Annotated in this window: 12 protein-coding genes; 9 read left to right on the top strand and 3 right to left on the bottom strand. The window is 68.9% G+C overall.

Features of this window, described 5'->3' with window-relative positions:
• Positions 1-19: 19 nt before the first annotated feature.
• Positions 20-856, top strand: a complete 837-nt coding sequence (locus tag PDM28_RS14505) for an SDR family oxidoreductase (RefSeq protein WP_311182569.1) — start codon at positions 20-22, stop codon at positions 854-856.
• Here PDM28_RS14505 and PDM28_RS14500 read toward each other — a convergent pair.
• Positions 828-2,945 (bottom strand): glycosyltransferase, encoded by a 2,118-nt coding sequence (locus PDM28_RS14500; protein WP_311182568.1) that lies wholly within the window; start codon positions 2,943-2,945, stop codon positions 828-830. The two genes, PDM28_RS14505 and PDM28_RS14500, sit on opposite strands and share 29 nt — an antisense overlap.
• Before the next feature lie 95 nt (positions 2,946-3,040).
• Between PDM28_RS14500 and mrcB the strand changes: the two genes are divergently transcribed.
• The 4 genes from mrcB to tsaB are packed head-to-tail and all read left to right on the top strand — an operon-like array spanning position 3,041 to position 8,799.
• Positions 3,041-5,479 carry a penicillin-binding protein 1B gene (gene mrcB / locus PDM28_RS14495; protein ID WP_311184702.1) on the top strand — a complete coding sequence of 813 codons (2,439 nt, stop codon included), beginning with the start codon at positions 3,041-3,043 and terminating at the stop codon, positions 5,477-5,479.
• 23 nt (positions 5,480-5,502) lie between these two features.
• Positions 5,503-6,033, top strand: a complete 531-nt coding sequence (locus PDM28_RS14490) for a hypothetical protein (RefSeq protein ID WP_102945343.1) — start codon at positions 5,503-5,505, stop codon at positions 6,031-6,033.
• A gap of 21 nt (positions 6,034-6,054) precedes the next feature.
• The gene (gene yoaA, locus PDM28_RS14485; RefSeq protein WP_102945344.1) at positions 6,055-8,088 is read left to right on the top strand and encodes a DNA repair helicase YoaA; all 2,034 of its coding nucleotides are present in this window, start codon (positions 6,055-6,057) and stop codon (positions 8,086-8,088) included.
• Positions 8,089-8,094: 6 nt separating this feature from the next.
• Positions 8,095-8,799, top strand: a complete 705-nt coding sequence (gene tsaB / locus PDM28_RS14480; RefSeq protein WP_311182567.1) for a tRNA (adenosine(37)-N6)-threonylcarbamoyltransferase complex dimerization subunit type 1 TsaB — start codon at positions 8,095-8,097, stop codon at positions 8,797-8,799.
• Here tsaB and PDM28_RS14475 read toward each other — a convergent pair whose 3' ends face one another.
• On the bottom strand, positions 8,800-9,678 hold the full coding sequence (locus PDM28_RS14475; protein WP_311182566.1) for an energy transducer TonB family protein: 879 nt from the start codon (positions 9,676-9,678) through the stop codon (positions 8,800-8,802). It lies immediately after the preceding gene.
• A gap of 5 nt (positions 9,679-9,683) precedes the next feature.
• On the bottom strand, positions 9,684-10,634 hold the full coding sequence (gene gshB, locus PDM28_RS14470; protein WP_311182565.1) for a glutathione synthase: 951 nt from the start codon (positions 10,632-10,634) through the stop codon (positions 9,684-9,686).
• Positions 10,635-10,883: 249 nt separating this feature from the next.
• Here gshB and pilG point away from each other — a divergent pair, with 249 nt between their 5' ends.
• From pilG to PDM28_RS14450, 4 genes are read left to right on the top strand one after another with little or no spacing between them, the layout of a single operon-like run.
• Positions 10,884-11,285, top strand: a complete 402-nt coding sequence (gene pilG, locus PDM28_RS14465; RefSeq protein WP_070208795.1) for a twitching motility response regulator PilG — start codon at positions 10,884-10,886, stop codon at positions 11,283-11,285.
• Between the two features lie 18 nt (positions 11,286-11,303).
• The gene (locus tag PDM28_RS14460; protein ID WP_102945347.1) at positions 11,304-11,666 is read left to right on the top strand and encodes a response regulator; all 363 of its coding nucleotides are present in this window, start codon (positions 11,304-11,306) and stop codon (positions 11,664-11,666) included.
• The gene (locus PDM28_RS14455; RefSeq protein WP_102945348.1) at positions 11,666-12,196 is read left to right on the top strand and encodes a chemotaxis protein CheW; all 531 of its coding nucleotides are present in this window, start codon (positions 11,666-11,668) and stop codon (positions 12,194-12,196) included. The genes PDM28_RS14460 and PDM28_RS14455 overlap by 1 nt, the downstream gene beginning before the upstream one ends.
• A 43-nt stretch (positions 12,197-12,239) precedes the next feature.
• On the top strand, positions 12,240-14,276 hold the full coding sequence (locus PDM28_RS14450; protein ID WP_311182564.1) for a methyl-accepting chemotaxis protein: 2,037 nt from the start codon (positions 12,240-12,242) through the stop codon (positions 14,274-14,276).
• Positions 14,277-14,321: the final 45 nt, after the last annotated feature.

Genomic DNA, 14,321 nt, shown 5'->3' with positions numbered 1-14,321 from the left:
GTTCGAACGTGGATACGGCATGACGGTTCTTGTTTCAGGCGCTACCAGCCAGATCGGCCGCTTCCTGTTGCCGCGCCTTGTGGCGGCAGGGGTGCCGGTGCGCGCGCTGAGCCGGCATGCGCAGCCGGCGCAACCGGGCGTGGAATGGCAGGTGGGCGACATGCGCGCGTTGGCGGTGCCAGAGCAGCCGCTGCAGGCCATCGTCAGTTTCGCGCCGCTGGATGCATGGGGCGACTGGTTGGCGAAGCAGGCCGTGGCGCCGGCGGCGAAGATCATCGTGACCAGTTCGATGAGCGTGTTGACCAAGCAGGGTTCGGCACAACCCGATGAGCAGGCGCTGGTGGCGCTGCTGCAGCGGGGCGAGCAGAACCTGGCGACGCAGGCCAACCGCCTGGGCATGCAATGGACGATCCTGCGCCCGACCCTGGTGTATGGCGCCGGCGTCGACCGCAGCCTGACTCCGATCGTGGCGCGCGCCCGCCGCACCCGGGTGTTCCCGATTCCAATGGCGCACGGGCTGCGCCAGCCGGTGCATGCCGATGACATCGCGCAGGCGGTGCTGGCGGCCGTGCAGGGCGATGCCGCTGCGGGCCAGACCCTGCAGATCGGCGGGGGCGAACGCCTGGATTACCAGCAGATGTTCCAGCGCGTGCATGCCAGCATCGGCACCGCCACGTTGCCGCTGTACCTGCCGGGCATGGCGTTGCGCCTGCTCGCGGCCACGGTGCCGCGCGCGCGCGGCCCGGTGTCGCGGCTGGAACAGGACCTGGTCGCCGACAACACCGCGTTGACCGCGCTGCTGGGCGTGCGCCCGCGCCCCTTCGCGCCTACCCCTGGAACCTGGGGGCCTGGGTGAAGACCTGCCGCACCGTTTCGCGTGCGGCCTCCAGCGAGAAGTGGTCGGCGACGTTGCGCAGGCCGGCACAGGACAACTGCTGCCACAGCGCTTCGTCGCGGTACAGGCGGACCACGGCGGCGGCGAACGCTTCGGCGTCGTCGGCCACCAGCACGTCCTCACCGTCGCGCAGGTGCATGCCCTCGACCGCGCAGGTGGTGGCCACCACCGGCTGGCCGTGCGCCATGCTCAGGTTGACCTTGCCCTTGACGCCGGCACCGAAGCGCAGCGGTGCCACCGCGATGCGGACCTCGTCCATGTAGGGGGTGACCACCGGCACGAAGCCGTGGATCTGCACGCCGGGCTGGGTGGCGGCCAGTGCGTGCAGCGCCGGCGGTACGTCGGCACCGATGCAGTGGAACTGGACATCCGGCAGCTGCGCGCGGATGTGTGCGAAGACCTCGCCGATGAACCAGTGCATGGCGTCCACGTTCGGCGGGTGGCGGAACCCGCCGACGAACACCAGGTCGCGGCGCTGTTCCCAGCGGGCACCGCCACCGGCCACCTCATGCAGGTTGGAGATCAGCGCCACCTGCACATCGGGCGCATCCACCTGCAGCTGCACGCGCTCGGCGTCGCTGACCAGCACCGTCACATCGCTGTCGGCCATCACGGCCAGCTCGCGCGTGCGGGTGCGCTCGGCGTTGCGCAGCAGCGCCGCGTCGCCCGCCAGTTCCGCGCCGCGGCGTTCGCGCAGGTAGTGCAGGTCGACCGTGTCGAACACGCGGCGCGCTTGCGGCGCGTAACGGTGCAGCAGCGGCAGGCATTCGCTGGCGACGTGGTGGCGGACCATCATCACCACCGCAAAGCGCGGGCCGTGTTCGCGCAGCCAGGCGCCCACGCCTTCCAGGAACGGCGCGTACCAGACTTCCACGCCCAATTCCTGCAGCGCTTCGGTGGCCGCGCCGACGTGTTCGCGCAGGGTCGGTACGAACACCACGTGCAGGCCCTCGGCCAGCAGCATGCGGATGAGGTTGTACTGGCGCAGCGAGCCGGAATCGCGGTCGGGCTGCGGCACCCGTTCGTCCAGGATCAGCACCTGGCGCTGGTTGCGATGAAGGAGTGCAGGGCCGGGCACGCTGCCCGGCGCCAGGTGGCCGGCCAGCACCGGTGCCCACTTGGCCGCGAACACGCTGCGGTTGCGTACCTGGTAGGCCTTGATCCCGGTGCTGGTATCGGTCCCGTTGCTGGTGCCTTCGTCATGCACCACGCGGCTCGCCGGCTGCACCAGCACGCGCTTGCCGGCGGCTCGCACCGCGAAGGCCAGGTCGGTGTCTTCGTAATAGGCCGGGCGGTAGCGCGTGTCCAGTCCGTCGAGCGCGTCCCACAGGGCGCGTGGCAGCATCACGGCGGCGCCGGAGCAGTAGTCCACGTCGCGCAGCGCGCTGTAGCGCGGATCTTCCGGCGACTCAAAGCGCCCGTAGCTCCAGGCGCTGCCGTCGCTGAACACCACGCCGCCCGATTCCTGCAGGCGGCCGTCCGGATACAGCAGCTGCGAGCCCACCAGCCCCGCGTCGGGCACGCGCTGGAAGGTCTCCAGCAGGGCATCCAGCCAGCCCGGCTGCGGCACCGTGTCGTTGTTGAGCAGGACCACGAAGTCGCCCCTGGAGCGGGCCACGCCGTCGTTGCAGGCTTCGATGAAGCCGCCATTGTGGGCCCGCACCTCGTAGCGCAGGCCCTCGATCCGGGGCATCCACTGCACGGTTTCATCGCTGCTGCCGTCGTCCACCACCAGGATCTCGCAGGCCACCTGTGGCGGGTGCGCGGCCAGCGCCCGCAGGCAGGCCAAGGTATGGGGGACATGGTTGTACACCGGGATCACAATGCTGACCCGCGGTTCAACGCTGTACGGCACCGCGAACGGCGCGAACGGCGTGGCGGCAGGCAGGTACAGCGGCTCGCGCTGCAGCGGCGGCAGGGCACGGGTATGCACCCGGATCCGCTGCCAGGTGGCCTGCCACCCCCGTGTCCGCAGGCTGGCCAGGCTGCGCCGGAACAGGCCGATCATACGGTTCAGGAAATAGCGTGCATCGGCCAGGGAGGTCGACATCCCGTTACAACTCCAGCTAAGCGGGGAAAACCGGGGGACACGCGCGCCACCATGGCTGCGCTAGACTCGCCGGACTTTTACATTCTTGCATGCCCGTGCCCCGACGCTACGATTCCGACGACATCGACGAGTTCGAAGACGACACCGAAAGCCACGGTCCGCTGTGGCGCCGCCGCCTGATCACCTGGGGCATGGCCGCCGTGGCGCTGGGGCTGGGCTTCCTGATTCCCTACACGGTGTACCTGAACACCCAGGTCACCCAGCGTTTCGGTGAGCTGCGCTGGCAGATTCCCACCCGTGTGTACGCGCGGCCGCTGGCGCTGGCGCCGGGCCTGGCGATGGACGCGCAGACGCTAAAGACCGAACTGGCGGCCTCGGCCTACCGCGACGACGGCACCGGCAAGTCGCCGGCCACGTTCAGCCAGGAGGGCGGGCGTTTCGTCGTTTCCAGCCGCGGCTACAACGACGTGGACGGCAAGGTGGCACCGCGCCGGATCGAACTGAGCCTGTCCGGCGGGCAGATCGCCTCGCTGCGCGACGCCGACAGCCGCAAGGCGATCAAGGCCGCACGACTGGATCCGGCGCGCATCGCCACCCTGTACGGCCAGAAGCAGGAAGAACGCCGGCTGGTGCGGTTGGAAGAAACGCCCGAACTGCTGGTCACCGGCCTGCAGGCGGTGGAAGACAAGGACTTCAACCGCCACCACGGCATCGACCTGAGCGGCATCGCCCGCGCGGTGTGGGTCACCGTGCGCTCGGGCGGCCAGAGCCGGCAGGGCGCATCCACCCTGACCCAGCAGCTGGCGCGCAGCGGCCTGCTCGGGATCGGCAAGGAACAGACCGTCACCCGCAAGTTCAATGAAGTGCTGTACGCGCTGATCATGGAAGCGCGCTACGACAAGCGCACCATCCTCGAGGCTTACCTCAACCAGGTCTACCTCGGCCAGCGCGGCAGCCAGGCGATCCACGGCATGTCCTCCGGCGCCGAATTCTGGTTCGGCCGCGACCTGTCCTCGCTCAACACCGAGCACATCGCGCTGCTGATCGGGCTGGTCAAGGGGCCGTCATACTACGACCCGCGACGCAATCCCGAACGCGCGCTGGACCGTCGCAACTTCGTGCTCGGCAAGCTGCATGAGAACGGCCTGATCGACGACGCCGAGCTGCAGCGGGCGCTGAAGGCGCCGCTGGGCGTGCCCAAGACCCCGGGCCTGATCGCGGCCAACCGCTTCCCGGCCTATGTCGACCTGGTGCGCCGCCAGCTCGGCCACGACTACCCGGAATCGGTGCTGCAGGGCGCCGGGCTGAGCGTGATGACCGGCATGGCGCCGTCGGCGCAGGCCTATGCCGAAGGTTCGGTGACCAAGACCCTGAAGTCGCTGGAAAACAAGCGTCGCCCCGAGCTGCAGGCCGGCCTGGTGCTGACCGACGTGCACAACGGCGACGTGCTGGCCGTGGTCGGCAGCCGCGATGTATCCGAGCCGGGCTTCAACCGCGCCATCGAGGCGCAGCGCCAGGTCGGTTCGCTGCTCAAGCCGTTCGTGTACCTGCTGGCCCTGGCGCAGCCGGACAAATATTCGCTGGCCAGCTTCGTCGACGACTCGCCGGTCACCGTGCAGCTCAGCCGTGGCAAGCAGTGGACCCCGGGCAACGCGGACAACCGCAGCCATGGCACCGTGCGCCTGATCGACGCGCTCGCCCATTCCTACAACCAGGCCACCGTGCGCGTGGGCATGCAGGTGGGCCCGGAGCGGGTCACCCAGCTGATCCACGTGTTGGCCGGGCTGAAGGCCGAGAGCAATCCGGCGGTGATCCTGGGGTCGACCGACCAGAGCCCGTATGCGATGGCCCAGCTGTACCAGTTCCTGGCCTCGGGCGGCGAGATCCAGCCGCTGCATGCGGTGCGTGGCGTGCTCGACCCGCAGGGCAAGCTGCTCAAGCGCTACGACAAGACCCCGGCGCCGGCGCAGGAAGGCGACTCGATCGCCGCCAACCTGATCAGCATCGGCCTGCAGCAGGTGGTGTCCAGCGGCACCGCGCAGCGGCTCAATGCCGATGGCTTGTCGCGCCTGCAGGCGGCCGGCAAGACCGGTACCTCCAATGACGGCCGCGACAGCTGGTATGCCGGCTACACCGGCGACCACCTGGCCGTGGTCTGGATGGGCAACGACCAGAACGCGCAGACCGGGCTGTTCGGCGCCACCGGCGCGATGCGGGTGTGGTCGGGCATCTTCAGCCGCCTGCCCAGCGCGCCGTTGAAGGTCAGCAACAAGGGCCTGGACTGGCAGCCGGTGGAAGCGGGTGGCACCGCCTCGACCGACGAGTCCTGTCCCGGCGCGCGCCGGTTGCCGTTCGTGGTCGGCTACGCGCCGGCGTACGCGCCCTGCGTGGCCCCGACCGCGTTGCCGGAAGGCGAGGGCGGCGAGGGCAGCGAAGGCGGTGGTTGGCGCAGCTGGTTCGGGCTGGACAAGAAGCCCGACGCCCCGGCCGAACCGGCCCAGGCCGCACCCGCGGCTACTTCCCCCGCTCGATGACGTGCATGACAAGGCAGGCTCCGATGACAACGACCCGTACCGTGATCCGTACCGCTTCCGTGCTCGCGCTTGGCGTGGCACTGGGTGCCTGTGTCTCGACCACGCCGCCGGTGAAACCGCCGGTGGATACCACCACGCCCGCCCAGCGAATGGCCGCGGTGGACGCTACCGCCGGCAATGACGCGAAGGAACTGGACGTGCAGCCGCTGCGCGACGCCGGGGTTGAAGACCTGCGCGTGGCGGCCAAGGCCAAGCGCCAGGCCGGCGATCTGGCGGGCGCTGCCGCAGACCTGGACGAAGCATTGAAGATTTCCGAAGGCGACCCTTCGATCCTGCAGGAACGTGCGGAAATCGCCCTGCTGCAGGGCGACTGGGCCAACGCCGAAACGCTGGCCCGCAAGTCGGTGGCGCTGGGCTCCAAGACCGGGCCGCTGTGCCGCCGGCACTGGGCCACCATCGAACAGTCGCAGCTGGCGCGCGGCCAGAAAGAAAATGCAGCGTCGGCGCACGCGCAGCTGGAAGGCTGCACGGTGCCTGGCATCAAGCGGTACTGAGCAACCCCGTATCATGTGCCCATGTCCCGCCTTGCCCACGCCAGCAGTGAAGCCCTCAGCGAGGGCGGCACGCTCGCCAGCCAACTCGATGCCTTCGTTGCGCGCCCGGCACAGCTGCGCCTGACCACGGCGATCGCCGACGCCTTCGACCAACGCGAGGTGCTGCTGGCCGAGGCCGGGACCGGCACCGGCAAGACGTTTGCGTACCTGGTGCCGGCGCTGCTGTCCGGGCTGAAGACCATCATCTCCACCGGCACCCGCGCGCTGCAGGACCAGCTCTATCACCGCGACCTGCCACGCGTCCGCGCCGCGCTCGGGGTCGGGCACAGCAGTGCGCTGCTCAAGGGCCGTTCCAATTACCTGTGCCGGTACCGCCTGCAGCAGGCCCGAGGTGAGCCGCGCTTTACCTCGCCGCAGGAAGTGGCGCAGTTCCAGCGCATCGTGGCCTGGTCCGGGCGCACCCAACATGGCGACATGGCCGAACTGGAGGCGTTGCCGGACGATTCGCCGCTGTACCCGATGGTCACCTCCACCGTCGACAACTGCCTGGGCACCGAATGCCCGTTCTGGCAGGACTGCTTCGTGGTGCAGGCGCGCCAGCGGGCGCAGGCGGCCGACGTGGTGGTGGTCAACCACCATCTGCTGCTGGCCGACCTCGCGTTGAAGCAGGAAGGCTTCGGCGAGATCCTGCCGGGGGCGCAGGCGTTCGTGATCGACGAAGCGCACCAGCTGCCCGAGCTGGCCGCCAACTTCTTCGGCGAAGGTTTCGGCATGCGCCCGTGGCAGGAACTGGCGCGCGACTGCCTGGCTGAAAGCCGCAGCGTGGCTGGCGCGCAGGCCACGCTGCAGGCGCAGGCCGCACTCCTGGAGCAACTGCTGCGCGACCTGCGCGCGGCGATGGACGGGTTGCCGTCGCGCGGTACCCAATGGCGCGCGCTGGCGGTGCCGCAGGTGCGCGACGGTTTCGACGCGGCGATGAGCGCGCTGGTCGGGCTGCGGGATGCGCTGGACGGCGTGCGCGAGGCCTCGCCGGGCCTGGATGCCTGCCATGCGCGCGCGGTGGAAGCGGTCTCGCGGCTGTCGCGCTGGCTGGGCGACGATGCGCCGATGCTCGATTTCGAAGCCGACCCCGAGCACGCGCCGGCGCCGGCCGAAGTGCTGTGGTACGAACTCACCCCGCGCGGTTTCCGCTGCCAGCGCACGCCGATGGACGTGTCCGGACCGCTGCGCGAGCATCGCCAGCGCTCGATGGCGGCGTGGGTGTTCACCTCGGCGACGCTGACCGTGGACGGGCAGTTCGACCATATCGCGCAGCGGTTGGGACTGGACGATCCGATCACGCTGCTGCAGCCCAGTCCGTTCGACTGGGCGCGACAGGCGCTGTGCTACCTGCCGACCGACCTGCCGGATCCGGCCGCGCGTGGCTTCGGCACGGCGCTGATCCGTGCCTTGACTCCCGTGCTGGAGGCGTCGGCCGGCCGGGCGTTCCTGCTGTTCGCCTCGCACCGCGCGCTGCGCGAAGCGGCCGAAGCGCTGCGCGATGCGCCGTGGCCGCTGTTCGTGCAGGGCGAAGCGCCGCGCGCCACGCTGCTGCAGCGGTTCCGCGAATCCGGCAACGGCGTGTTGCTGGGCTCGGCCAGTTTCCGCGAAGGCGTGGACGTGGTCGGCGACGCGCTCAGCGTGGTGGTGATCGACAAGCTGCCGTTCGCCGCCCCCGACGACCCGGTGTTCGAAGCGCGGCTGGACGCGATCCGGCGCGACGGCGGCAACCCGTTCCGCGACGAACAGTTGCCGCAGGCGGTGATCGCGCTCAAGCAGGGGGTGGGGCGCCTGATCCGCAGCGAAACCGATCGCGGCGTGCTGGTCCTGTGCGACCCGCGCCTGGTCACCCGCAGTTACGGCCGCACCTTCCTGGATTCGCTGCCGCCGTTCCGCCGCACCCGCGCGCTCGGCGATGTGCAGGCCTTCTTTGCGCCACAATGGGTCGTCGGCTCGGCAGCGACGGCTGCCGAAGCCGTGCCTGCCGGCGATGACTTTCCTACTTCCCTGTTCTGACCTGCCATGAATCTGCTCGCCTTTGAAACCGCCACCGAAGCCTGTTCCGTTGCCCTGTACGTGGATGGGCAGGTGCGCGAGCGCTTTGAAGTCGCTCCGCGCCGGCACGCCGAACTGAGCCTGCCGTGGGCGGAGCAGCTGCTGGCTGAGGCCGGGATTGCCCGTTCGCAGCTGGACGCGATTGCGCTGGGCCGCGGCCCGGGCGCGTTCACCGGTGTGCGCCTGGCGATCGCCATCGCGCAGGGCATCGCGCTGGCCCTGGACCGTCCGCTGTTGCCAGTGTCCACCCTCCAGGTGCTGGCGCTGCGGGCGCCGACCGAGGCGACGCACGTGCTGAGCAGCATCGACGCGCGCATGGGCGAGGTGTACGTGGCGCGGCAGGTGCGCGCGGACGGGCAGTGGCAGCTGCAGGGCGAAGAGCGGGTGTGTGCCCCGGAGGCGGTGGCATTGCCGGACGGCAGCCGCTGGTATGGCGTGGGCACCGGGTTTGGTGCGGCCGACGGTGTGCTGGCTGCGCGGTTGGCTGGCCAGCTGGATGGGGTGGATGCGCAGGCCTTGCCGCGTGCGTCGGACCTGCTGGCGCTGGCGGTGCCGATGTTCGAGCGCGGGGAGGGCGTGGCGCCGGAGCTGGTGGAACCGGCCTACCTGCGCAACAACGTGGCGTTGACCCTCGTGGAGCAGCAGGCCGCGCGGGCGGCGAAACAGGGGTGATCAGCGGTCGTCGCGCAATTCCCCGCCCGGCAGGAACACCCACGTGCGCGTCACCTGCAGGATGTCCACCCCATCGTCGGTCTTGGGCAGTGGTGGGAACGGCTGGGCCAGGCGGATCACGCGCAGCGCGGTTTCGTCCAGCAGCGGGGTGCCGCTGCTGCGCAGGATCCGGCTGCTTTCCACGCTGCCGTCGCGGCGTACGCCCACGGTGATCACCACCTGGCCGCCGAGCCGGCGCTGGCGCGCTTCGTCGGGGTAATTGAGATTGCCCACGCGCTCGGCGCGGTCGACCCAGGCGCGCAGGTAATTGGCGTAGGCGTATTCACGCGTACTCGCCGATACGAACTTGCGGTTCGGGCGCTTGGCGTACTGCGCCGAGCGCAGGTGCACTTCGGCCGCCAGCCGGGCCATTTCCGCATCGCGCTGTTCGCGCGCGGTGGGCGCCGCGTCCGGCTGCGGATTCTCCGGCAGCGGTTGGGTCTCGGCCTTGGCCACCTGGTCGGGGCTGTTGCGGCTGGCTACCACCCGCGCCTGCGGCGGCGGGGGACGCGCGGCGTCCTGGCGCTGCTGCGGCACCGGCGACAGCCCGGCCTGCGGCTGCGGCACGATCCCAGTCTGGTTGTCACGTGGGCGCTGCGCCTTGTCGTGGTCGCCGCCGCCCTGCTGGTTGGCCTGGGCCAGGAAGTCGGCCTGCTTGGGCGTCAGCGGGGTCTGGGTCTGGCTGAAGATCACGTCCAGGGTCGGCACCAGCGCGGCGTTGTCGCTCACCGCAAAGCCCACGCCCAGGATCAGCAGCGCATGCACCAGCACCGACAGCGCCAGGGTCGCGCCCAGGCGCTGCGACTCGCGGGCCTGCAGCGGCACTATCGGATCGACCACCGTGCTCATCGCGGCAGGCTGGCCTCGATCGCGTCGAACAGGGTGCCGGCGATGTTCAGCCCGAACTGCGCATCCAGCTCGCGCACGCAGGTGGGGCTGGTGACGTTCACCTCGGTCAGGTAATCGCCGATCACGTCCAGGCCTACGAAGCGCATGCCCCGTCGCTTCATCTCCGGGCCGACCTGGGCGGCGATCCAGCGGTCGCGCTCGCTCAGCGGGCGGCCCTCGCCGCGACCGCCGGCGGCCAGGTTGCCGCGGAACTCGTCGCCCTGCGGAATGCGCGCCAGGCAGTAGTCCACCGGCTCGCCGTCGACCAGCAGGATGCGCTTGTCGCCGGCGGTGATGTCGGGAATGAATTTCTGCGCGAGGGCCAGCTTGCGCTCGCCGTCGGTCAGCGTTTCCAGGATCACATTGAGGTTGGCGTCGCCGGTGCCGCTGCGGAAGATCGAACGCCCGCCCATGCCGTCCAGCGGCTTCAGCACCGCCTGGCCGTGTTCGAGCACGAACGCCTTCAGGTCGGCGTGGCGGCGGCTGACCAGGGTCGGCGGGCAGCACTGCGGGAACAGCAGCGCGGCCAGCTTCTCGTTGAAGTCGCGCAGCCCCTGCGGGTCGTTGACCACCAGCGCACCGGCCTGCTGGGCCACGCCCAGCACCTGGGTGTCGTAGATGAATTCGGCATCCACCGGTGGGTCCTTGCGCATCAGCACGACCTGGCCGGGGCCGAACGTGGTCTGGCTGAATTCGCCCAACGTGAACCAGTCATGCTTGTCGTCGCGCACCTGCAGCGGCGCGGTCCGGGCCACCGCCACGCCGTCGCGCAGGGCCAGCCCACCGGGGCTGACGTAGTGCAGGGCATGGCCACGGCGCTGGGCTTCCAGCAGCATGGCGAAGGTGGTGTCCTTGGCGATCTTGATGTGGGCGATGGGGTCCATCACCACGATGACGTTCAACGGCATGGTCGCAACCTGGCGGGCAGGCGCTGATGGTAGCGGCAATGCGCCCGCGCTGCCTGCCCCGGGGGGCGGAACGCAGCATCCGGCGGCCTTCACGCTTTGCGCAGTTCCGGCCCCGGGCGCCGACGGGGACGTGCGCGTGGCGTGGCTTGGGCAGCACACCCTTGATGACGGCCGCGTGGTGGGATATAGATACGCTTTCGCAGCGGCGCTGTACCTACGCAGAAGCGTCGCGCGCTCGGGGAAAAGGTAATGACTGAAAACATGGCTGCGGGTGGGGAACTCGCAGGAATGAGAGTCATGGTCATCGATGATTCGAAGACCATTCGACGCACCGCTGAAACACTGCTCAAGCGCGAAGGCTGCGAGGTGGTGACCGCGACCGATGGTTTCGAGGCCCTGGCCAAGATTGCCGACCAGCAGCCGCAGATCATCTTCGTGGACATCATGATGCCGCGGCTGGACGGCTATCAGACCTGCGCGCTGATCAAGAACAACCAGCTGTTCAAGAAGACACCGGTGATCATGCTGTCCTCCAAGGACGGCCTGTTCGACAAGGCGCGTGGGCGCATCGTGGGCTCGGAGCAGTACCTGACCAAGCCTTTCACGCGTGAAGAACTGCTGGGTGCCATCCGCACATACGTAAACGCCTGACCAGGGGGGAAAGGCACAATGGCTCGAATCGTTCTGATCGAGGACTCACCGACCGAACGGGCGGTGATGATGAAATTACTGGCCGGGGCCGGGCACGAAGTGCTCGAGGCCGAAAATGCTGAACAAGGTCTTGAACTCGTCCGTGAGCACCTGCCGCAGCTGGTGCTGATGGACGTGGTGCTGCCCGGCATGAGTGGCTTCCAGGCGACCCGCGCACTCAGTCGCGACCCGGCTACCAAGGCCATCCCGGTCATCATCATCAGCACCAAGGCGATGGAGACCGACAAGGCCTGGGGGCTTCGCCAGGGGGCTTCGGACTACATCGTCAAGCCGCCGAACGAAGAGTTTCTGATCGCCCGGATCAACGAACTGGTGTCCTGATGCGTTCTCCCTTCGACATCCTTGAAGCCTACGAACGGCGCAGCCTGGCCCATGCGGTGCAGCTGCCCGAGCGGCAGTTCGCCCAGGACCTGTGGCGCGGCGTCGGCTACCGGGTCGGCAAGCGCCACCTGGTGTCGGACTTCCGCGAAGTGGTGGAAATCGTCCCGATGCCGCCCATCACACCGGTGCCCGGCGCGCAGCCGTGGCTGCTGGGCGTGGGCAACCTGCGCGGCAACCTGTTCCCGGTGGTCGACCTGAAGTACTTCATGGAAGGCGAGCGCACCGTGCAGCAGGAAGGCCAGCGCGTGCTGATCATGCGCCAGGCCGGCGGCGACGTGGCCCTGACCATCGACGAACTGTTCGGCCAGCGCAGCTTCGAACTGGACCAGGACACCGGTACCGGTGAGCTGGCCAGCGGTCGCTACGCCCATTTCGTCGACCGCGCGTTCCATGGCGACGGCCGCGACTGGGGCGTGTTCTCGCTGTCGCTGCTGTCCCGTACCCCCGAATTCAGGCAGGCCGCGGCATGAACGCTGCTGGCTTCCTTACCGTATTGAAGATCGAGGTTGAACGATGAGTACTTCTTCGGAAACTGCCAAGGCCGGCAAGCTGGGCTCGGTGGGTACCAATTTCTGGCTGGGCCTGCTGGCCCTGTCGCTGATCGTGTTCGGTCTCAACACCGGCGTGGCCACCTGGCAGGGCAGTCGCCTGGCCGGCGCCAGCACCGGCGCGGCCGACCTGCAGGTGCTGTCCCAGCAGTTGGCCAACCAGGGTCGTGAAGCAGTCTCGGGCAACGCCCAGGCGTTCACCGCCTTCAAGGACACCAAGACCCGCATCGAAAGCACCGTGAGCAGCCTGCAGGGGCGCTACGGCAACGAAACCAACGTGTCCGGTCCGCTCAACCAGCTGACCCAGACCTGGGAGCCGCTCGGCAAGAGCGCCGCCCAGCTGGTCGCCAGCGAGCCGGCGGTCCTGGCCCTGGCCGGCAACGCCAACAACTTCGTCAACGGCGTCCCGGCGCTGCAGGCACAGCTGAACGAAGTGGTCCGCGCCATGTCGGCCGGCGGCGCTCCGGCGTCGCAGGTGTACAACGCGCTGCAGCAGGTCGTGGTGGTGGGCTCGATGGCCCGCCGCGTGACCGAAATGCGCGCCGGTGGCGGTAACGCCGCTGCCGCGGGCGACGCACTGGCCCGCGACTCGGTGGTGTTCACCCAGGTGCTGGACGCACTGCGCAACGGCAATGAAGAACTGGGTATTGCCCCGGTCCGCAACGCCGGCGCGCTCGCTGCGCTGGAGCAGTCGCAGAAGCAGTGGGACACCATGAAGCAGGACGCCGACGCGATCCTGGCCAGCTCGCGCCAGTTGTTCTCGGCGCAGTCCTCGGCTGCCGCGCTGACCGCCGGCTCGACCAAGATGCTGGACGACAGCAAGCGGCTGTTCGAAGCGTTCTCCTCGTTCGGCTCGGTGCGCGACTCGCGCCTGTTCCCGAACTTCTGGCTGGGCGTGATCTCCGGCGCGCTGTCGCTGATCGCCATCATCGGCTTCGTCAGCAGCACCGTGCGCAGCCGCTCGCGCGAACAGGAACTGCGTTACCAGACCCAGGTGGAGTTCAACAGCCGCAACCAGCAGGCGATCATGCGGCTGCTGGACGAAATCAGCTCGCTAGGTGAAGGCGACCTGACCGTGAAGGCCTCGGTGACCGAGGACATGACCGGCGCGATCGCCGACGCAATCAACTACGCCGTGGACGAACTGCGCCACCTGGTGACCACCATCAACGACACCTCGGCCAAGGTCGCCGTGTCCACCCAGGAAACCCAGGCAACCGCGATGCAGCTGGCCGAAGCGGCCGGCCACCAGGCCAACCAGATCACCTCCGCCTCCGACCGGATCGGCGAAATCGCGTCGAGCATCGAACAGGTGTCGCGCAACTCGGCCGAGTCGGCCGACGTGGCACAGCGCTCGGTGGTGATCGCCGCCGAGGGTGCCGGCGTGGTGCGCGAAACCATCCAGGGCATGGACCAGATCCGCGACCAGATCCAGGAAACCTCCAAGCGCATCAAGCGCCTCGGCGAGTCCTCGCAGGAAATCGGCTCGATCGTGGAACTGATCAACGACATTTCCGAGCAGACCAACATCCTGGCACTGAACGCGGCCGTGCAGGCCGCCTCGGCCGGTGAGGCCGGCCGTGGTTTCGCCGTGGTGGCCGACGAAGTGCAGCGCCTGGCAGAACGTACCTCCGGTGCGACCCGACGGATCGAAAACCTGGTCCAGGCCATTCAGGCCGATACCAACGAAGCGGTCAGCTCGATGGAGCAGACCACCGCCGAAGTGGTGTCCGGTGCACGCCTGGCCGAAGACGCCGGTACCGCGCTGACCGAAATCGAGCGCGTGTCCAACGCACTGAACAACCTCATCAAGAACATCTCGATCGCCGCCCAGCAGCAGTCCTCGGCCGCATCCGACATCACCCGCACCATGGGCGTGATCCGTCAGATTACCGGCCAGACCTCGCAGGGCGCGGGACAGACCGCCGAGTCGATCGGTCATTTGGCACAGCTGGCGGCCGACCTGCGCCGCTCGGTTGCCGACTTCAAGCTGCCGGCGTGAGCCGCGGGCAGGGCGGAGAGGGAAGGAATCAGCAGATGATGCATC

Origin of the sequence: Stenotrophomonas aracearum, assembly GCF_031834615.1 — a bacterium.
In the GTDB taxonomy this organism is placed as follows: domain Bacteria; phylum Pseudomonadota; class Gammaproteobacteria; order Xanthomonadales; family Xanthomonadaceae; genus Stenotrophomonas; species Stenotrophomonas aracearum.
This window is presented reverse-complemented; position numbering and strand designations above follow the sequence as displayed.